General features: G+C 40.2%; 20 protein-coding genes. 4 read left to right on the top strand and 16 right to left on the bottom strand.

Annotated features, from left to right (window positions below):
* Nucleotides 1-5: 5 nt before the first annotated feature.
* From NLX74_RS05760 to NLX74_RS05735, 6 genes are all read right to left on the bottom strand, one after another.
* On the bottom strand, nt 6-935 hold the full coding sequence (locus NLX74_RS05760) for a nucleoside hydrolase (RefSeq protein ID WP_165177918.1): 930 nt from the start codon (nt 933-935) through the stop codon (nt 6-8).
* On the bottom strand, nt 935-2008 hold the full coding sequence (locus NLX74_RS05755) for an ABC transporter substrate-binding protein (RefSeq protein WP_254328179.1): 1074 nt from the start codon (nt 2006-2008) through the stop codon (nt 935-937). Before NLX74_RS05755 ends, NLX74_RS05760 begins: the two co-directional genes overlap by 1 nt.
* 175 nt (nt 2009-2183) lie before the next feature.
* Nucleotides 2184-2528: a hypothetical protein gene (locus NLX74_RS05750; RefSeq protein ID WP_013373571.1), complete on the bottom strand. Its 345-nt coding sequence runs from the start codon at nt 2526-2528 to the stop codon at nt 2184-2186.
* Between the two features lie 383 nt (nt 2529-2911).
* The gene (locus tag NLX74_RS05745) at nt 2912-3223 is read right to left on the bottom strand and encodes a hypothetical protein (RefSeq protein ID WP_013312461.1); all 312 of its coding nucleotides are present in this window, start codon (nt 3221-3223) and stop codon (nt 2912-2914) included.
* Between the two features lie 32 nt (nt 3224-3255).
* Nucleotides 3256-3552: a WXG100 family type VII secretion target gene (locus tag NLX74_RS05740; protein ID WP_250260184.1), complete on the bottom strand. Its 297-nt coding sequence runs from the start codon at nt 3550-3552 to the stop codon at nt 3256-3258.
* Nucleotides 3553-3590: 38 nt separating this feature from the next.
* Nucleotides 3591-5054, bottom strand: coding sequence for a lipase family protein (locus NLX74_RS05735; protein WP_254328178.1), 1464 nt, complete (start codon nt 5052-5054; stop codon nt 3591-3593).
* A gap of 80 nt (nt 5055-5134) precedes the next feature.
* Here NLX74_RS05735 and NLX74_RS05730 point away from each other — a divergent pair, with 80 nt between their 5' ends.
* The 4 genes from NLX74_RS05730 to NLX74_RS05715 all read left to right on the top strand — a co-directional run bounded on the left by NLX74_RS05730 (nt 5135) and on the right by NLX74_RS05715 (nt 7134).
* On the top strand, nt 5135-5485 hold the full coding sequence (locus NLX74_RS05730; RefSeq protein WP_061830507.1) for a hypothetical protein: 351 nt from the start codon (nt 5135-5137) through the stop codon (nt 5483-5485).
* A gap of 361 nt (nt 5486-5846) precedes the next feature.
* Nucleotides 5847-6203 carry a hypothetical protein gene (locus NLX74_RS05725; protein WP_235306604.1) on the top strand — a complete coding sequence of 119 codons (357 nt, stop codon included), beginning with the start codon at nt 5847-5849 and terminating at the stop codon, nt 6201-6203.
* A 194-nt stretch (nt 6204-6397) separates the two neighbouring features.
* On the top strand, nt 6398-6742 hold the full coding sequence (locus tag NLX74_RS05720; protein WP_254328177.1) for a hypothetical protein: 345 nt from the start codon (nt 6398-6400) through the stop codon (nt 6740-6742).
* Between the two features lie 47 nt (nt 6743-6789).
* Nucleotides 6790-7134, top strand: coding sequence for a hypothetical protein (locus NLX74_RS05715; RefSeq protein ID WP_254328176.1), 345 nt, complete (start codon nt 6790-6792; stop codon nt 7132-7134).
* Nucleotides 7135-7213: 79 nt separating this feature from the next.
* Here the strand turns inward: NLX74_RS05715 and NLX74_RS25600 are convergent, their stop codons facing one another.
* The 10 genes from NLX74_RS25600 to NLX74_RS05670 all read right to left on the bottom strand — a co-directional run bounded on the left by NLX74_RS25600 (nt 7214) and on the right by NLX74_RS05670 (nt 21030).
* Nucleotides 7214-7345: a hypothetical protein gene (locus NLX74_RS25600; protein ID WP_302055376.1), complete on the bottom strand. Its 132-nt coding sequence runs from the start codon at nt 7343-7345 to the stop codon at nt 7214-7216.
* A 26-nt stretch (nt 7346-7371) separates the two neighbouring features.
* Nucleotides 7372-8766, bottom strand: coding sequence for a phage late control D family protein (locus NLX74_RS05710; protein ID WP_254328175.1), 1395 nt, complete (start codon nt 8764-8766; stop codon nt 7372-7374).
* A gap of 21 nt (nt 8767-8787) precedes the next feature.
* Nucleotides 8788-10815 (bottom strand): DUF4163 domain-containing protein, encoded by a 2028-nt coding sequence (locus NLX74_RS05705; protein WP_254328174.1) that lies wholly within the window; start codon nt 10813-10815, stop codon nt 8788-8790.
* Nucleotides 10816-10832: 17 nt separating this feature from the next.
* Entirely contained in the window at nt 10833-11981 is a 1149-nt protein-coding gene (locus tag NLX74_RS05700; RefSeq protein ID WP_254328173.1) for a hypothetical protein, read from the bottom strand.
* A complete protein-coding gene (locus tag NLX74_RS05695) occupies nt 11981-13171 on the bottom strand; it encodes a hypothetical protein (RefSeq protein WP_254328172.1) in 1191 nt (396 codons plus the stop codon). Before NLX74_RS05695 ends, NLX74_RS05700 begins: the two co-directional genes overlap by 1 nt.
* A 26-nt stretch (nt 13172-13197) precedes the next feature.
* Nucleotides 13198-14388 (bottom strand): hypothetical protein, encoded by a 1191-nt coding sequence (locus NLX74_RS05690; RefSeq protein WP_254328171.1) that lies wholly within the window; start codon nt 14386-14388, stop codon nt 13198-13200.
* A 24-nt stretch (nt 14389-14412) separates the two neighbouring features.
* Nucleotides 14413-15858 carry an NADase-type glycan-binding domain-containing protein gene (locus NLX74_RS05685; protein WP_254328170.1) on the bottom strand — a complete coding sequence of 482 codons (1446 nt, stop codon included), beginning with the start codon at nt 15856-15858 and terminating at the stop codon, nt 14413-14415.
* The gene (locus NLX74_RS25785; protein WP_254328169.1) at nt 15858-17147 is read right to left on the bottom strand and encodes an NADase-type glycan-binding domain-containing protein; all 1290 of its coding nucleotides are present in this window, start codon (nt 17145-17147) and stop codon (nt 15858-15860) included. Before NLX74_RS25785 ends, NLX74_RS05685 begins: the two co-directional genes overlap by 1 nt.
* 177 nt (nt 17148-17324) lie before the next feature.
* On the bottom strand, nt 17325-18290 hold the full coding sequence (locus NLX74_RS05675; protein WP_254328168.1) for a hypothetical protein: 966 nt from the start codon (nt 18288-18290) through the stop codon (nt 17325-17327).
* Complete coding sequence (locus NLX74_RS05670) at nt 18265-21030, bottom strand: NlpC/P60 family protein (RefSeq protein WP_254328167.1); 2766 nt, start codon at nt 21028-21030, stop codon at nt 18265-18267. The genes NLX74_RS05675 and NLX74_RS05670 overlap by 26 nt, the downstream gene beginning before the upstream one ends.
* Between the last annotated feature and the right edge of the window lie 11 nt (nt 21031-21041).

Here is a 21041-nt window from a genome sequence, read left to right as displayed (position 1 = left end):
AAATGTTATTCCTTATTCAGCACCTGGATGAACAGCTCCAAAAAAGCTTCGCTGTCCACCTGTTCGCACACATTCATATTGGGGCTATGATTGAGGCGGTTCTGCACATCGCCCACCGTTTGTCCGTCACATATGCGACTGGAGGTTTCCACGTCGACATACAACGACGAGGTATCTACTAACCTCGAATTCAATGCGACACCCACGGCAAGCGGGTCATGAAGCGCACACGCTTTTACCCCGTTGCGTTCTTCATAACGCTTGGTATAAACAGCCGTACTTTCAGCTACATAATTACGAATTGCAGGATGGGACAGACGAGCAATATGATCGGCAGTCAGCAGAGCCTTCCGTGTTACATCCAGTCCCACCTGTATCAACCGACCAAATCCTGCATGAAATACGATCCGTGCGGCTTCAGGGTCAGCATACATGTTGTACTCCGCTACAGGTGTAATATTGCCGCACCCGTGAATAACACCGCCCATAAAAATGACCTCATCGACGTGATCCGTCAGTTCGGGACACTTCAGCAGCGCCAGTGCCAAATTGGTGAGCGGACCGGTGCAAATGAGCGTCACTTCCCCCCGGTGAGCCATCACGGTATCAATGATGATATCCGGCGCAAAACCTTCGGATGCAGACATCGCTGGGACTACTCCACTCAATGCACCTCCAATGCCGTCTTCTCCATGGACACGGTGCTCGTGCAGACCTTTACGTATTAAGGGAGCCTCCGCCCCCCGATAAACCGGAATATCCGGTCTATCCAAAAGGTCGAGGATTTTGCATGTGTTCAATGTTGCTTGTTTAAGTGAAACATTACCGCATACTGTAGTAATCGCTTGGATATCCAACTGACCACTTTTGGCGGCCAGTAAAATACCCAACGCATCATCAATGCCCGTATCTACATCTAATATAACCTTTTTCATTACTGTGCTACTTCCCGGTTCCAGCGATCTGTCCATGCCTTGATATGATCGTTAACGAACTTCATATCCAGCTTGGTCAACTTATTCACTATATCTGTACCGTACGTAATTCCTTCTGTATCCGCACCGGACAGTACCACCTGCGTGTTCACCGGAGAATCAACCTTCGCCTTGGCGGATTTTTCTTGAACTTCCTTGCTCAGCTGCCAGTTGATAAATTCCTCAGCCAGCTCCTTCTGGTCGGAGCCTTTCACTACATTAATCGTGTTCATGACTGCGTAAGCACCTTCACTAGGAGCTACAAATTTCGCTCCTGGCACAGCCGCCTGCAAATCTTTGAAGTACATTTCCATGATCGGACCGCCCGCAATTTCTTGTTGACTAAACATGTTCACGAACTCGGACGTTTTGCTATAAAACTTAACGATATTCGGACTCAGCTCTTTCAGTTTTCCGAAGGCTTGTTCTTCATTAAACTCCTTACTACCCGCTACCTTGGAGGCTGCATCTACCATCATCGGTCCGGCAGTCGCCGTGATATTCGGCAAAGTCACGTTTCCTTTGAACTCAGTTCCCCACAGGTCAGCCCAAGAGGTCACATTCTTTTTCACCAGCTCCGGATTATAGGCAATACCGAGACGCCCGACCGTATAAGCAGGACCATACTCCTCACCCAGCGGCGCTTTGGCAATATCATAAATTTGGTTCAGGTTCGGCACCTTGCTGCGATCCAGCTTCTCAAACAATCCCTGTTGGATTCCCTGTTGAGCATAATAATCAGACAGATAAATCAGATCGACATCTGTGCTGCCTTGACTGATTTTGTTCAACCGTTCCGCGTTATTTCCAATTTCGACTACAATGTCAACGTTATGTTCTTTTTCAAAAGGCTCGTACACTTCTTTGTTAAAAAAATCCTCGGAAAAGCCCCATGTGGAAATAACTAGTTTCTTTTTCCCATCAGCTGAACCATCTTTTCCATCTGTCTGACCGCCAGTAGCATTGCTGCCGCAACCTGCCAGTACCACGGATGCCAAGGTCACAGCCATAAACCCTTTAAACCATTTTTTCATATGAAACTCCCCCTATTTTTTTATTATGCACACCTTATGACACAAAAAAGAAAAGTACTCTTGTAATACAAGAATACTTTTCTTCGTAAACAAAGAATAAGTTGATCCCGCTGCGCGTTATAACAGGTTCTCCCCTCAGATAGATCCGAAGCGAAAAGCCGAATATCCAATTTTATTAGGATTCTTTCAGTATGATGTTCGTAATTGCCCACTGCGTTGCTGAATCATAATCACGCAGTAAAGCTTCTATATCGAGCTCCATATCCTCAATCAGCTTCTCGCGAAGTCTCTTCTTGTACAGCATGGACATTCGGAAATCCACTTCCAGCTTCAAGCCGGGGGCTTCCACTTCCAATGCCGCCGAGCGTGGAGAACGCCGGTGCTTCGCCACAAAGGTAACAATGTTGTTCTCAACGGTGGCCCGCAGTAGCGTGGTCCCGAAGCCGAACAGTTCCTTTGAAACTTCATTGTAAATCTGGCACATCCGCTTCTTGCTTTCGTTACTGTCGAGCAGCGTCATGAACCCACCCTCATCAGCATATTACGTACAATCAATCTTTCAACACGATAGATTATACATAAATATACGATAAATAGCAAACAAAAATCCCTAATCTAATAACATATGATGCGAAAAAGCGAACAATATGTCGAACTTTGTAGCTTTTCAACATTTTTACACTTTTTCGTCTACCCCTTAAGTTTTCGAACACTGCTATATTCCCCGCAGGAAAATTAAAGTAGACTACAAAGTCGTTATCGTCACCACTCTGGGAGAATATTTTTTTCTACTACTATATATGTAGTTTTTATTTAAAAGCATTTAACCGTACCCCGCGGGAGTCCCCTAGCGATTGTACGTTTTTTTTATGTTATGTAGCTGACTGGCAGATGGGAACCCCTTCAAGAAAAAGCCGATTGAATCCACGAGGACACTACAAGAGTAGCTGGCCACAGCAGCATAAAGTTAGCTATGATATACGCCTTCTTAAAAGCATAACGATGATAAAAATACCAACAGCTCCATGAAATAAATACTCCTATCGGGTAGCTCATTATGACATAGGCAAAAATATAACTGATGAGATAATCTCCAGCTGTTGGTGCATCGAAAGAAAATACGACCACCATCAGCATGGCCGGATAGGCAAATAGAGTTAAGCCATAAACGATATTCAATATAAGTAAAATGACAAATGCATTTTGATCTTTCATGATGTTCTCCTAACTATTGCAGTCTGCCTGTATCACCATTGTGCAGCCCGTTTACGTCTCTCCTCACGCCGATCAGCTTCTTCCATTTTGCGAATATAACGTTTCAACTGCTCTTTATGATCGTCCAATTCTTGTATTCGTACCGTGGTTCCTTGGAGAAATACCTCCATTTTACGTGTTAATTCAGCAGCCGATTCGCCCCTCCAGTCTTGCAGACGACCATATATATTTCTCATCTGCTGCTCCTGATGCTGAAGTCTTTGCTTTAGCTGCTCGCATTGCTGTACAGCCCTACGCAGATCCCCCAGGCTCAAAGATATTCTACTCATCTCTTTTGCCTCCCGTTGTGTTCTTCCAGCTGCTCTTTTTATTGATCCACCATCGTAAATTCCTGGCCCTTGCGATCTATATACTCTGCTATCTCTGTAATCGATTCCTGATACCAGCGATTGATCCGATCCAGTGTTGCCGTTGCACTATGCGCAATTGGGGTCAAAGACTGACTTTCACTTGTCCCGATATGAGCCTGAAATAACTGGATGGATGCTCGGGTATCGCTAGAAAATCCATGCAGGCTGGAACGCATCTGGTTAGCCGCATGCTTTAGCTCCTCAGGTGTTAATTGAATTGTGCCCCCATTTTTGTTGCCTACAAAATATGCACCGCCATTGGAGCGACCATTCTGTTCTCCTACTTCCAGGATATTCACTCCCAGTGCATTAGCAGCAAACTGCCCGAAGGCCCCCATTTGTCCACCGTAACGTTCAACCAGATCGCCCATGACTTCCTTGAGCTCTGCTCGCGCGGCCAGCATCTGCTCGTATGCCTGCACCCGTGGGTTACCTTCCACCAATTGACCGTCCATGGTGTACAGTGGATTGCTGATATTGCCGTTTTCATCAAATGTAAAGTTTTCCATGCTATGAGTGTGCTCTCCACCTAATACAGAATTATAGAATTTGGTGAATGCATCTTGCTGTATCATAGGCAATGTAATCGGAACATAAACAATAGGAGTCCACTTGGGGCCAAGAAAAAGTCTTTCCAATTCGGTTTTTCTTTCCAAGGGAATTGAAACAGGAATAGTAAACTTGGCTACATTGGCAGTCTTATAATCACTCCCAATATGATACGTTTCCCCCACATGTTGGTTAGCCTTAGTGGCTCCCCCACCAACGCTATCTCCGGGATGGGCAAAAGCCACATTAGTCTTCTTGAATTCTCCTGCTTTTACCCTCTTTTGAAGATCTTCAGGCAATAAATGTACAATGCTCGGAGCAGCAAAACTCACAGATGATAAACCATTCTTCACTGCAACATATTCTGCTTCTGCACCGCCTAAAGAATGACCTGTCGTAGATATTTCGGCAGCGGGATACTTCTTCTTCACTTCGTCGTACAGTGTTTGAGCTTTTGTAAATTGATTATCCTGATACTGGGCCTCATACTGATGAAATGAACTTTGTACCTGTGGGAGGGAATTTTTTATCTCTTCTTGATTATTTACATAATAATCGTGAACTTGATTTAAATTTTTTGCTCGTCCGCCCACGACATCGCTAATATCCGTTCCTATGTCCATCGCTCTACTCCATATTGGTCTTCCTCCTGGTTCAGTTCCCCTATATCCTATAATCACCTGATTGCTATTCTCATTGTGAAAAACGGTCGCATCAAATCCAGAACCATTCGTGTCATGTAATAGTTTCTCGTCCAACTTAACAGCTTTCCAACCAGGTATGCTTTCACTCTCATAAGCCTTTACATCATTACTTCGCAAATATACTCTTTCTGCTATGTGCCAATAAGTCTCATCTGTGATATATTGCACCTTTTCCCCACCTTGTTTAATTGACCTATATATTATAAAGTTATAAAAAGCTATTACTACCAAAAAAGGAGAAACATAATATGAAAAAGAAAATCGGGGTTTATACCCTTATCCTGGTTTCCATCCTTGTAGGAGTTTTCTATTACATACAGTACACATCAAATGCAGAAAAAAAAGAACTTGTCCAAACTGTCGCTCTACCTCTTGGGAAAGAATATATTAAACAATACTATAGCGCAGACTTCATATTGAAAGATTATGAATTCAATGGCCCTTATGTTCACTCTACGGTTTTTCTTTATGGATATATAAAGGGACATGAGGGTCAAACAGTCTCCATCACCTATGACTATAAAAAAAAGGAAATCATAGATGTGAGTGGACCCGGTTGGTTCATCGATAGTCGGAATCCCAAAAAGAATAATCCCTAATTTTGAAAATTAAAATAATTACACAAAAAAAAGCGCCCGTGATCAATCTCTATAAGGAAATACATTTTTCCAATCTAAGGAAGTAAAATCATTATAATACTTCCTATTTACTTGGGGTATAGTTGAAAGTAAAAATAAGTATAAAGTCGTTGGTTACTGCATTTCTGGTCGCGGTTCATACCTAATAACGATTAGGACTTTGTAACTGTATGTTAGAAGAGATTTGCGTATATGAACACAATTTTTAAACGTTGTACCGAGCTAATCCTTTTATTAAATAAATGAGCTATCCTACTATTATTATAAAAAGCAGTAATGTTATGAGTTTATAGTCAGGAGATACTAAGGAGAAGAATTCAACTTGAAGAAGAAAAAGGATTGGGGAAGCATCTTTATAGTAGTTTCAATCCTTGTAGGAATCTTTTATTACATGCAATATACGGAGGATGTACAAAAAGAAGAGTACGTCCAATCCGGCATACCTATCGGGCAAGACTATATTAGGAAATACTATAATGCTGAATTTATATACCAAAATAACGACTTTATTGGTAGTTACGTTAACTCTACCGTATATCTCCGTGGCTACATAAAAGGACATGAAGGCCAGATAATCTCAATAAATTACGACTATAAGAAAAAAGAGGTGCTCTACGTGACTGGACCGGATTGGTTCATCGACAGTAGGAATCCTAATAAGATTGTTCCGCCATTCTAAAATCAAGTCTGTATTCAAATAATTAGTCCCATTACAGATGATTTTTTCCTAAATATGAGGAAATAGTATCATTATAATACTTCCTGTTACTGAGAGATATTTGCAACAAAAATAAGAACCAATTCATTGTTCACTGCATTCTGGTTGTAGTTCACATTAAATTATAAATAGCATGTTAGGGGAATGTTGCGTAAATGAACACAATCCTTAAATGTTGCACAGTTCTCATCATAATATTAACCATTCTGGACGGTTGTGGTTTTTCTACCGCTCAAGAGGAAGAGATAGTGGAGTCTGCTACTACTGTCAGTATCAAATATATTAAAACTCACTATAATACGGATTTCGTATTAAAAAATTACAATATTGAAGAAAACAGTGTCTTTGCAAGAGTACATCTTTACGGCTATATAAAAGGAAACGATACAGACTTAATTAGGATATCCTATGACTTGGACTCAAAAGAAATCGTCAATGTTACGGGACCGGATTGGTTTATTGATAGTAAGGTTATAGATAAGAATGCACCTTATTCCTAAGAAAGCGTATAGCATATTTAGCTCAATTTTAAGGAGAATACTTCAACTTGAAAAAGAAACAACTATGGCTTTTTGTCTTTATATCACTTGTCATTCTGGTAGGAGTTTTCTATTACATGCAGTACGCATCGAATGCCAAAAAAGAAGAAATCGTTCGGACAGGCATACCTATTGGAAAAGAGTACATTAAGGAATACTATAGGGCCGATTTTGTTTACCAAAATAACGAGTTTATTGGCAGTTACGTTAACTCTACCGTATATCTCCGTGGCTATATAAAAGGGCATGAAGGCCAAATCATATCTATTGCTTATGATTATAAAAAGAAAGCAGTGCTTAGTGTGAGCGGACCTGCTTGGTTCATCGATAGTAGAAATCCTAAAAAGAACTAGAATATTGAACCATGATTGCAGAAAAGGCTCCCTAGGAGCCTTTTTCAGTCGTCGTTAGTCATATTTAACGCTATTCACCTTAGGTGCTATGCTTAGTTACATGAATAAAAGGATATTCGCCTTTGCTTATTTTACGTTTCCATTCTTGAATCATATCTTCTTGGGTAGGTGGTTTCTCATTCACAATTGCTCCTGTAGTTACTTTAGCCATGGTTTACCCTCTCTTGGTGGTTTTAGTTATTGCGTCTTTATCTTTTCTCCAGTCATTTTAATGTTACCATCCATTTCTACCAAACTCGTTTTACATTTTAACCCGATGGCATCTTTCGCGGTGACTTGTATTGTGTTACCCGCATTGAATACCAGGTTCCCGTCGGCTTTTACACGAATATCCTTTTTGCTTCGCAGTTCAATTCCATGGTCATCCAGTAGTCGAATCACCACTTCATCGTCGTTCCCCGTAATTAAAATTTCATTTTTCTCAAATATAATGGATTTGCGGTACTTGGTCATAAAGATCTTCGTCGACGGGTCCTGAATAAAGTCACCGCCTTTGGATCTCTTTCGGATCGAGTGGGTCACAATAGCGTCTTTTTCTGTAGAGGTCGGAAAGTAGATATCTACAAAATCAAACAGCTCCGGCATGCAGTACCATCCCGTATTCCCTTCCGATGTATAAAATGTAGCCGTTGGAAAAGCGAAGGTTTCCTTGACGTTAGGCTTGACCTTATCCATTTCATAAAAGAAAACCTTCACATGATCCTGCTCAATTCCAATGACCTTAGATTTCAATGACATGCCCCGAATGTCCTCATTTACAATCAAATCCTGTTTCATTCCATCCGCTGTAGTCAGCACATATTCATGCCACAAAGCACTATGTCGTATAAACGCAACAGACTGCAGGACGTATAAGGCTTTCCCTTTGAACTTGACTTCTGCACCAATATGCAGCAGGACATCTTTGGCCCCAGTCGTCTGCACTTTATAATACAAAAGATTGTCGTCCTTGCTGGCCCCCGGCTTGGTTTTTCTGGTCATCGAGTAGTTATACTGTTTGAGCTCACCTTGATTGACACCATCCGGTAATCCAAAATAAAACTGAGGTTTTTCACCAATCGGATCAGGTATTAGTCCCCAACCAAGCCGAGACGCTATACGTTTTAGAAATGACCAGTCCGTTTCGTCGAATTGCATCGTAAATTCCTGTAGAAGCTGATCTTTTAAGCGGCTCGTACAATTGGCTTTGGGATAGGATTTGAGCACATGTTCAAGTAATGCCTGCACCTTCATCTTTACATTTTGAAAAGATTGTCTATGAGGTATTTCATCCATCTGGCATGTATAAGATAGAGCTTCGACAACTAAATGAGCTACATTGGATACCATCTTGATTCTGAACTGCGTGACTGGCCCTCGAAATAGCACAATCTGTTTATGATCGTCATTCATATAAGAAACAACTAACTTCGCCCCTGCTTCCATATGATCTGTATACTCTTCCATTTGAGCACCCGTTAACACACCTGTCAAAAAGACTTTCACATGCTCATTCATTTTCTGTACAACTTTAACTTTCGGATTTTTAAGAGATAAAACCGTTCCGTTATACTTTATGATTGGATATCCCATGTTACCGCTCCTCTATGTCGGTTAGTTTACGTTTATCCGTTGTTTGCTAACGTATTGAACGACATCTTTAATGGTTTGATTATGTGCCTGATCGTTAAGAGCCTCATCTAATGTAGGAATCGTGGTAAAAGTTTTATTTTTTTTCTGAAAATATATGTCCGCTATAGAGAATTCATCAACTCTACCAGATCCATGAATCCCGTTGTCAACATCGGCAATGATGATAACATCCTTCAATCCATCCTTATTCACATCCTTGAAGGCCACTGCTTCTACTCCTCCGTAACGTGCAACCCACTCACGGTTCCCGTAGAAATCGGGGAATGGATACAGAATATGTCCTTGGTCATCCAATAGGAAGAAAAAGAATTTACGAAAACCTTCCGTATACCCATATGTCGATACAAACCGTACTTTCCCAAAGCCTTCGAAAGTAGTTTGAAAAGACTGCGACTCTTCAATTTCATATTGGTCAGTATTCAACTTTTCACCGCCAACTGTGGAAACAGACTGATCCTCAACAGAACTTAACTCACTCCATAGTTCCTCATTTTGCCTAATATTCTCTGGAATTTGTGCAAAACGAATTTCATACTCCGCATGGTCCCCTACCACATGTGCCATAGGTACACTCATCCCCAACGAATCATTTGTGAGATAACTAAACGATTCCATTTCTGCTTCCGCAGGCGAACCTTTGGTTACATCCGCATTTGTTAACAATTGAATCAAATCATCTTTTGTGAAATCACCAATTAACCCTTGTTGCTCCGGCTGAACAGCTGTAATCTTCCCGCTTTTTATAAGCTCAATAAAAGATTTCTCGACCTTTACCAGATCCCTCAATTTTATTCTTGAAGCCTGCTTCATATCCAGGTTCGTCGTATAAAACATATGACTAGGATAGGCTGCGTCCTTCACATAACGAATACCCGTATATTGAACGCTCAAGAATCGTTCACTCTGTCGTTTGATCTCATAATCAATTTCGACATGGACTCCAGAATTGGAATCCGCATAGTTTTGTAATCCTTCTAAAGCATCAGCCTTAAGAATTTTGTTTAAAGATTTCTGCTTTGCAATATCCTTGAGTTTTATAATTTGAGGGTATTTAATCACGATCCCATTTTTTGAATATTCCTCTTGAATGAGTTCATAGCTTTGCCGTTCACTATGAGTATTCAAGGCGTTGCTATATTCGGAATCAATACGGACTTCTCCACTTTTGGAGAACTCAATGATAAGGTTCTGTTCAGAATCATCACTGTTTATGAAGAAACCATCGCCGTGGTCTAAAACCTCGATACCTATGCTATTATGTTGTCGACTCTCTAAAATAATGGGCTCATTCATATCCTTGTTCAATTCCCACGCATCCGGGAGCTTCATCTTACCTACATTTATGCCTTTCTCCGTCCACTTTTGTCCAGACAACTCCCACAAATCAACAAATACGGGGTCTGGATGATATATGGAGACATATCCCCCTAACCACAGCTGTATTCCCTTGTCTGAATCCCGAACCACGAAGTCTGTAGTCAATTCTGGCCCGCCATCCTCAATCATCTGGGCATGTACAAGTCGTTTCGTACTCCACCACTGAATAAATGTGTATTTATCTCCGATCGTACCTGTCACCGTTTTAGGTGCTCTATAATTCATAACCCTAACGTTTAGCTGCCCGCTTTTTAACGGAAACGATTTTGTTAAGATAATGAGATTATTCTCGAACTTTTCTACTAATTCTTCATCCTTCATCTCTACACTTTCAGGCTCGTTTAACAACGAATTAAGTTCCTGTATGAACTCCTCAAGCTTATTTTGTCTGGTATCAGAATCCTTATTTTCATCGTTGACTATATGGAGTTTTTTCACTAACGTGTCCAGCTTTTTCGAATAGGTAATCGTTTTATCGTCATTTTGGAGAGAAAGTGCATGAGTTGTTTCAGTTGCTGGAGAATCCTGTCCCTTCATGCACCCATTCAGCACTACACAGGAAATGAGTAATAACAGGACGCAAGAAGCTCGCCCGTACTTCAAGTAATTCATGCTGGATATCACACTTTCTACAATTTATCATTCATCTCTATACTCATAATCTTCCACTTGCCTGATTGCTTTTCTAATGTAAATAGAAGTCCTTGGTTTGATTCCTCTTCTTCTGAGCTACTCTTTACCAAAAACACCCGCTGATTAGCCTCATAAGCAATCTCTTTTACATTCAAGTCTAATCCTGTATAGTCCATAGCGGAAAAATCTATGATATCTTCAAAATGATTTTTCGGACTTGCTGACAACGCAGTGAATTCCGCCATTTCAGGCAAGTGTATCAAGAAGCGATTCATAAGATAATAATCTTCCAAATAATTTTGGATAATATCTTTAGGAACCGTGGGATATACAAATTTTTTATTCTTATTTTCATATAGGACTTTTGTTTTTTCGGGTCCGGTGCTGTCGAATTTATGATATGTTATTATCGTATGTTGTTGAGTATCCTGAAAACTGTAATAACTCACATCCTCAAAAACACCATCTTTATTAATATCCTCTAGCTTCCTGCTTCCTTGCCCTGTTGCTTCTGGATAATTGTAATTCAGATTGTTAATTCGATTATGATCCAAAGCAAAAATAGAGAAACCTTCTGTCTCATTCACTTCGCTAGTGGAATATACTACGATAAACTTTTGTTCTGTTTGACCCAGCTTCATGATCTTCATGTCTGTATTAAGATGTGCAACTATAATTGGGTCCTCTAATTTACCAATGATGTGATAGCCAGCTTCCTCCCGGACTACAAATACGTTGTCAATCACCCCTTTTTCTAACCCAAAAGCAAGCACGTATTCCGGCTTTCCATCATGGTCCAAATCTTCTTTTAATATTTTCTGAAGCTGCTCATTTTGAGGTTGGATTTTCTTTATAAACTGATCTAATGTGTCAGAATCTGCGTCGGAATTTCCATTTCTTTTATTTATCGGATTCACAGTATTGCTATTTCGACCTTGTTCTTGAGCAGCAGACCCTGGTTCAGTCACAACTTTTTGCTCTATCACTTGAGTGCTAGGTTTGGTGGAATCAACTGCTTGCTGCTTCTCATTCGTAGGCTTTTCAGAACATCCATTCAATAGCAGACTAAATAACAATATTAAAAATAGTATTTTATTTTGTTTTATAAAGTTGATTTCAAAAAACTCCTCTCTTACATTATTCATTACATGTTTATACGTTGTTTGCTTACGTATTGAATGACATTTTGAAGTGTTCGGTTATGTCCAGTTTGATTGATACTCTTATCCAACTCAGGCAGGGTAGTGTACGTTTTGTCCTTTTTCTGAAAGTAAATTCCCGCGACAGGTAGAGTCTCTATTCCGTGTGCATTAACTCCGGTGATATAATCAGCAATAATAACAATATCTGTACGTCCATCCTGATTCAAATCCTTAAAACTTACTGCTTTGATCCTGTCGATCATTCTACCTTTGTTACCATAAAATTCGGGGAATTCGTACAAGATCTTGTTTTCCACATTTTTGTCATTGTTAACTTCCAAAAAAAACTTTGCGTGTATCAGATCATTCGTATCCTCATCTTTTAAAGTGGATATAAACTTTACATCTCCCCATCCATTAAGAGTGGTGGTAAATGATTGTTCCCTTTGAATAGTATATGGTTCTAGATCAGGGTCGGGCTGAGCATCCTCTTCTACATAATCAGCACTACGTTGCTGCTTTACGGATTTCTCCATGTTATATTCGATAAAAATATTATCTACTTTCTCTGTTTTAGTATCCCACTGAATCCTCAAATGTAAGCCATTCTTGGAATAAAGCAGACTCCCATTTGTTACAGTACTCGGTTTGCCATAGAGCTGTAGTACTTTGCCAAGGGTATCACCGATCTTCAAGCCTCTTTTTGTTTTAAACTTGGGATTCTCCAAACTCACGGCTACTAAATAGCTTTCACCATCCACCAGTTCCTCCCCTTCAAATTCGATCTTAGATAGAACTACAAATCGAATTTCTGAATCTTCATAGTTAGGATAAGATAAGTTCCATCTTCGGTAGGTTCCATTCCCACTAATATATCCTCGATTGAAGCTATCGTATCCCTCACTGTAACCCCACTTATGGATAAGTTCTTTAATATCCGTATTCCTATCAATTTTGTGCGACCGATATGATATTGTGAAGTCCTCATCCTGAAGGGGCTTTGGATCGGCAGATACAACATTTTTGGCTTTGTCTGTTCCTTTCTCTGGATAGTAGCTAGAGCTTTCTTGCTTAGCTTTAGCAGTAGCTGTTTTCCCATTGTCATAAGTATTGATATCTGAAAGACTACATGCGGTTACTCCTAAAGCCAAAAAAATCAATATAATAAAATAACCGTAACTTGGCTTGTACACTTCTTTTCCTCTTTTCGAATTTTAGCTTATCGTTCGCCCGTTACCGTCCACTTTTTAATCTCATTACCACCACTATCTTGAGCATTTCGGAGTGCCTTGAAGGTAATAGCAGGAAGTTTTATACCTTCTGAGCTAGCAATATTTTGAGCTGTGTCTTTACTAATATTTGATAGATATAAGTCATAATTATCGGCCTCTTTATTACTTAGTTTGTTATAAATGGATTTTACATCTTCACCCCATGTACCATGACCAGCATACGGCCCACAATCTACTCTCTTCGAATTCATTCTTACAATCGGAGTTATCCAATTGCAGTATTGATATATATCACCTTTACCTTTAATCCCCTCCAAGTTGTTGTTTTTAACTACAACTTGTCTAAATTCCTCACCATAGTAAATGTATCCCAACATTTTACCAAATATTAAATTATGTGCCTTCACCAAATCCTTTGCATAATTAGTCTCGACACCATGCTGACCATCGGCTGCTCGATTTGTACTACTCGTATTAAAGCTTCCCGTCCCTTCCTGAATAATAATAGCTAACAAAAGACGTGGATCAATCTGAATATGATACGTTTCTTGTATGCTTTTTGTAGCTTCCCACAAACTGTGCAGCTTTTCCTGATTCCATTTTTGTTTAATAAATTTTTTTGAACGCTTTTTGAAATATTTCTCAGCTTCAGAACTACCGTTATACTGGAATTCAGCAGGTATCCATTTTCCAGCCGGAGTCTTTACGTTCGTTTTTGTAGGTTCATCTTTCGATTCGGTGGTAACGGGTACTTCCGGTGGTACTTTAGTACTCGTATCGATCAAACCTAGCTTCTCGCGAATAGCTCGTCCCGCTTTCTCAGCAGCCAGTCTTTCCCTGATATCTCCGCTTGCCTCCGCAGTCATCCAACGAACGGTTTCTTTTTGCATTTGCTCTTGAGCCCATTTGGGGAACTTAGCCATTTCACGTAATTTGCTTCGCAGCCCCTCTGCCAGCTTTTGCGCTTTACGCATACCAACCTCGTCACCATTGGCTTGAGCAATATACCAATCTTCTTTGTATTTACGCATCCAGGTCTGGGCCCAGTCGGGGTAATTTAGTTTTTGCTTTTTCTGTTCTGCTGCAAGATCAAATGCCTGTGCCTTCCTGTGTGCATTAGCAGTTGTTAAAGCTTTCAACATAGGTGTTGCACCAAACGTTGGCTCTTTCCATTTCATATGTCTTCTCCTTTGTTAGAAATGCTAGAAGAATCGTATCTCCGACATACAGGTATCGTGATATTTAGTTCCTCGCTCTACGGCCTCAATCGTTATTTTCACGAAAGAGGTATGAATGGGGTTATCAAGAAATTCGTTTCTTATAAAATCATTATCTATCACCCTGGTCTGCCCGTTTGAAAACTCCAGTTTCATTCGTTTAACTCTATTATTTGCTTGGAAAGCTTTGGATGACTTGGCTAAACCATTAAAAAGTTCAAACCCCTTCAGTTCTTGCATAGAGCCGAAATCAATTTTGATCCACTCCCCGATCCCGTCTCCTTTAACTCCTTCACACCAGGCTGTACTCGCATCTCCGTCCATGATGTTTTGGGCAGCATAGGAATTTCCTGCTTGGTCTGGAAGTGTAGAAGAGGCAATGATTTTCCGTGCCGGGATACTTTTTCGATATTTCATTAAATCCGTTGTTGTTTGTATCCATTGTGTAGGGGACACGTTATAGCCTATCCTGTGAAATAGATTGGAGTATTTTATAGGCAAACCTGTTTGGATGTTTCGTTGTTGCATTTCACCCTTCGAATTCACATAAGCAACCCTGTGGTTATCTAAAGTTAAAACAGGGTTCTCAGAGAATTCTGCCAACATCCTCTTCTTTCCGTCATCTAAATTCAACATGTACCACTTTTCGTCATCATAGGAACGGTAAACTATCTTATTATTATAAAGCCACTGATAAACCTGCATTGCCTTGGTCACTGTGATTCGTTGAACCTCTTTATTCGCCATCAGATCAAAAATATATAGAGTACCATTATCTTCAATACATAATTTTGAACTATCAGGAGAAAACACACTATATCCAATAGATTCTTCCGAACCAGTATAGTTGGAAATAGATAGTTTTTGAGTGACTCGTCCCTGAATATTGTATTGAAAAAAATCTCCATTATTGGTGTACACACATTTACTTAAATCCGGTGATATTACGACGTATTCCCTATCAGGTATATTAAATTCATACAACTTTTTATATGTGGATAAGTCATAAATAAAAATGGCACTGTAATCTATCATATGTGTATATCTGCTCAGTGCTATAGTCCTGCCGTCACTAGAAAATCGCATTATTTCCAGCTCACTTCTAGGGAAATCCTCTTTCTCACTTGCGTACAACCGATCAATAATATCAGTTGTATCAATAAACGTATTGCCTGTAGGATCATCCATATCAACGAGATAGTCCACAGGCATGTTTTCATTTTCCGCTTCAAAGAGCAACCAATTTACAGCCCTTTTTGTTGGAGGAGGTTTCTTGGACTGAGAGACAGAAGCATAAGTTTCATTCCGCTCCTGTCCTACTTTTTGCCCCTCATTCGATTGTATACACCCGCATAGCATGGAAAAGATCATGACCAATAACGTAATTTTACTTATCCATACTGCAGTTTTTTTCCGTTTTCTACTGTTCATCACAATAACTTCAGCTCACCTATACATGTATTTGGGAAGTCCGCGCCTTTTTTCACTTCCAGGATGGTAATCTTGACGAAAGATGTTTGTAAGGGTTCATCAAATTTGAAACGTACGTCACTGCCCTCAAGCACCACAGATTGTCCATCCGAAAAATCAAGTTTCATTTTTTTGATTTTACTTACGTCTAAATACTTATTATTAACCCACATGAAGTTATCGGTTATATCTATACCTCTCACCTCTTGAGTTGAACCCAAATCTATAGTTACCGTTTCCCCTACTCCGCCCCCCTTGGTTCCTTCACACCAAGAGGTTGAATAATTTCCATCCGTTAAATTGTCCACATTAAAAGAACGAATACCCTGATCAGGTAGCGTAGAAGAGGCAGTAATTCTTTTCACTTTAACCTTGTTGCTATACTTCATATAATTGGTTTTTGCTTCGATCCACTGTATTGGAGCCGTGCGTATTCCTTGGTTTTTAGTAAAAGAGGATATATCCTCCTTTCTTCCATCGCTCAGATGAACCAGATACATTTTTGATGCTTCGTATTCTGCGGACAGCGCCAATTTTTGATCAGGGGATAGTATAAATGGTGCCGTACTTTTAGTTATCCACCTTTTTTCTCCGCTCTCTATATCAAATGAATAGACATCTTTTGTGTAATTGTCGTCCTCTTCAGAAATTGTATAAATTAATTTATCTTCTTGATCCCATTGCAAAAGCGAAACCATAGACCCTGTAAGTAAACGTTTTACTCCACTAATACCGGACAGATTCAGCATAATGATGCCTGGTTGGTCATTTTCCTCAAAACAGAATCTAGTGCCATCTGGAGAAAATAATCCTGAACTAATGATACCTAAATCTATTTTACGTTTCCCAAGGTCTATTTTTGTCGATTTCCTCTTTACTGCATCATATAAATACACTTGCCCATTCAACTCATAAAGATATTTACTTAAATCAGGAGAGACTACAGGGTAAGACGTTGAAGGCAGTTCAAACTCGGACTCTTTTTTTCCTGAGTTCAGATCATATACCTCAAGAATGTGTTTTTCGTCCCCTTCTTCCACATCAGAGATTGTCCTTACGATCGCCATTCGACTTCCATCATTTGATACTCTACTGACAGTTACTTGGGAGCCGCGATATTTTATTCGCTCTTCTTTAGTTTGCATCGCATCTACCAAGTCATCGATTCGTATATAGGTCTTCCCTGTAGGATCATCTAAATTGGTCAAAATTGAGTCGGATATGGGTCTTCTTCTCCATTTAAAAGCCACCGTGCTTCTTTTTCAGTAACATTTCTATTATCTTGTGTGACCCTGTGTGATGATATTTCTTGGGGGTGAGGAGACGGGAAAGCTTCCTCTCCTTTAAACCCACTACATGCCGATATAATGGCTACAAAAGTAACAATCAATATGATTTTTATAAAATTCACTTTCCCTCTTCCGTTCTCAATAAAGCCTACCCATTAATCGAGTTAGTGCTATTTCCTCTTGAGAAAACAGCTTGGAATTAATACGAAGAACTATCGTCTCAGGTAATGATGTATCTGTATCTTCAAGAACAATCAAGTGCCACCTATGATCAGGTATGAGATTAGTATCATTTACTTGCCGATTATGCTGCAATACTGTCGATTGTAATTCTTGGTTTAATACAACCATCATCTTATCTTTTGTATCGTTAGTATCAAAATTTATTGAAGTAATACTAGCGTCTTCATATACTCCAAAATAATCTTCAACATAAAGATCTAAAACGTATTTATTGTATTTATCGCCTAAAGTTTGAAGCAGATCTGCTTCATTCTCATCCCCTCTAATACTGTTTAATACTTTTTTATATCGAGAGTCACTTTCATCAATTGGTCTCACTAGTACTAAAATTCTTAAGCCACCAAGGACAGAAGTATCCGCATAAATTGGTAAAGGAGATTTAAACTTTTTTTTAATCTTTAATAATTCTCTATCTATTTCATCATTCGTGCTCTCATCTGTTTGATAGGTTTGCTTAATATAAGTACCTTTAAGATAGGTCAATATTAGGTTGTAGTCAGATTCATCCTTTTTAGTTTCTTGTACAAGCCGTTTAAATTCTTTTATTTCTTTTTCCATCGAAGGAACAATATATTTGTATTGCAATTCATAAAATTGTTTAAGTGTCTTAGGCTTAGGATGTTTAATACTAGAATCATTTTTACTTGTCAACTTCAACTCCTGCTCATTTACAAGACTAGGCCCAGGCTTTGCTTGCACACTTTTCTCTGTACTCTCTGATTGTTGGGAAACATGCCCCTTCTCAAATGACTCCAAACTTGTGCAACCTGTTAACGACCATACCAGAATAAACACAATAGATATTTTTGTGATATTCAAATCACTACCTACTTTCTTATTTATAATTGATTGAGCCATCATCTTGTATAATACGCTTAACTGCTATTACGTTCTTATATATAAGACCGTAAGACCCCTTCCAATCTTTGCTCAATTTATCTATTGTTACATTGTGAGATGGCTTGTTATCCTTCTTCATTTGGTTACGAGTCTGTGCACGACCATGCTCGTGAATGAACTCTCCATCTCCAATATATATTCCCACATGGTCTGGTATAAATTCGGTCTCTCCCCTATTCCCCCAATCAAATAAGATCAAGTCACCTAATTTGAGGTTCTTATAGTCCCCGCTTTTTCGTAAATTCTCGTGACTCACTTTCGTCCCCCGATTGATTTGGTCTCTTGTAGTACCGCCTATATGCACATTTAATATGGTCAAGTACACTGAGGAACTAAAATCAGAGCAGTCCATATATTCAGGAGGGTTGTTGGGATTAAGCTTCATCGTTCTGATTTTAGTATCCATACAGTAAGGAATCTTGCCTAAAAACTTCTTAGCGAATTCCACAATTGCTTTCCTTTTCTCCTCGGCAGAACTGTTGGATGGTGTAGGCTTTGGTTCCTCCTTCGTTGGCTTTTCAGGAGTAGTCGGCGGCTTCTTGCCCGGTTCCGTTTTCGTTGTTGTCGTCGTTGTTGGAACAGTCGGCGTTGTAGCCTTGCTAACCTTAGGCCATGGAAGAATGCCATTGGATACTTGATGCAGGTACACTGCGAGCACATCACGACCATAGCCCTTATTCTCCAAGCCGTATTTTTTCGCAAAATCATGCAGTGCAGCGTTAAGCTCCTTATCCCAATCGCCTGTAGTTGGAAGCTTGTACGAGAAGCTATCTGGATACTTCTTGGCAAGCTTGTTCAAATTCTCCCTGGCAAGCTGGCTGTTCACGCCATACTTACTCCGCAGAGCAGCTGCTTCCTTGGCTAGAGCCTTTTGATCAGCAACGGTCAGCTTATGGGCTGCATCTGAATATTGCCCGGACAGCTCCTCCAGCTGATTCGCATCCAGATAGGATTTGGCTGAATGCCCACGAATCAGCTCGTTGATTAGCACATTGTCACGCAGTTGGTTGGCGAGAAGATGCATCTGCTTTTGCTTGGCCTTGTCGTTTGCATCGTACGCTTCCCACCACTGGGACGTGTATTCATGCATTTGCGCTCTAGCCCAGGCAGGCATACGATCTATTTCTGCCACCTGCTGACGCAATTTCTTGGCCTTGGCTACTGCTTCCTTGGCCCCCTTTTTGTCCCCAGCTGCCACAGCTTTGTAGTAGTCCGTTTTATATTGCAAAAGCAAATTCTGCACCCATTGCGGATACCCTTTTCCCTTCAATTCTTGAATCAGGGATTTATAGGCTTTCAGTTCGGCATCAGGCACCTGATTTTTCATGAACTTATTAGCCTTGATATGAAGCGTTCCATCAGTTCGGATATAACTGCTTTTGCACGTCAGAGATATTTCGCGAGTAGCGGTCATTTGTACCTTTTTGCCATGCAGCACCAAGTCTGTATCGGCGTGAAATGTAAGATCGTGATGACTATAGACGTGAATACCGGAAGCTGGATTCAAGCGCACAAGTATCTTTTCTTTTTGGGTGGAAAGTGCCACTTCTTTGTCGTCGAATCTCGCCACTTTTTGAGTTTTGGTATGAAATAGCTTTCTTGACGGCTTGCTGATTTCATCTCCTTTGTAGTCTCTCTTACGCAGAGATTGGACTACACGAGCTTCCTTTTCTTTGTTAGATGGAAAATACAAATGGACATGATCCCCAAGCTCAGGCATGCAATGCCAACCAATTCCATCCCCGGTATACATGGTGGGGTATGAAAACCAGCAACCCTCAACTTTGGACTGCATAGAATCCACGGACAAGTGAAGTTTAACGGATTCGTTTTCACCATCTAAATCAATGACTTTCCCTTCAATAGAGGTACCTTTGATTAACGGGTTATGTATAACCTCCCTCGGAATGCCTGCTCCCGGAACGAGAACGTAGCCATATGTCATAATGCCTTGCTTCATCTCTGCATGAATCCGATCAATAACCCAATGCTTTCGTTGAAACATGACGACATCTCCAAGTTCAAACCGTTTCGTATCCTCCACTTCAGCATATGTATACTGGGGACCTGACTTTGTTTTTTGGAGGAAAAAGTTAATGCTATGCAATTCACCTTTCACCTGTTCTTTTGAGGTACCTAACCATAATCTCGGAAATACGGATGTAATCTCGGCAATGAGTCCAGTTTGCAGATGAGAGGCCATTCTTTTTAGAAACTCCCAATCACTCTCCTCATACTGAATAGTAAAGCCGCCCAGCTTTTGATCGCTGTCCGCCAGGTCAATAAAATCCCCATGTGGATAGGCATCTATAAGTTCGCGGAATAGTTGATAATACGTCAAGTTGCTATTTTGAAACGAACGGTTTTTCCGTTGTTGATCCAATAAATATGTAAAAGACGCAGCCTCAAGGTACATGTGATATACGCCATTTTTGAATGCAATTCTAATATTGGTGACTATTCCTTTAAAGATGCTAACTGTCCCTCGGTCTTCATCCATCTCATATACCTCTAGCACATCTTCATCGTAAGCTAATCCATCATACTTTGCATGATCCTCATCCGGTATGAGAGCAGTAATGTACACCTTGCCGTGCTCATTTATCTTCTGTGTCAATTCAAAATCAAGTAGCCGGATAATTTCATACGGTGCATTCACTCTAATATTTCCATAAGTCAGCATAGTTCCTGCCAGTCCCATCTTACTCCCCC

The sequence above is a fragment of the Paenibacillus sp. MZ03-122A genome, assembly GCF_024213325.1.
Classification (GTDB): domain Bacteria; phylum Bacillota; class Bacilli; order Paenibacillales; family Paenibacillaceae; genus Paenibacillus; species Paenibacillus polymyxa_B.
Note: the sequence above shows the minus strand (reverse complement) of the source record. Positions and strands in the feature narration are given on the sequence as shown.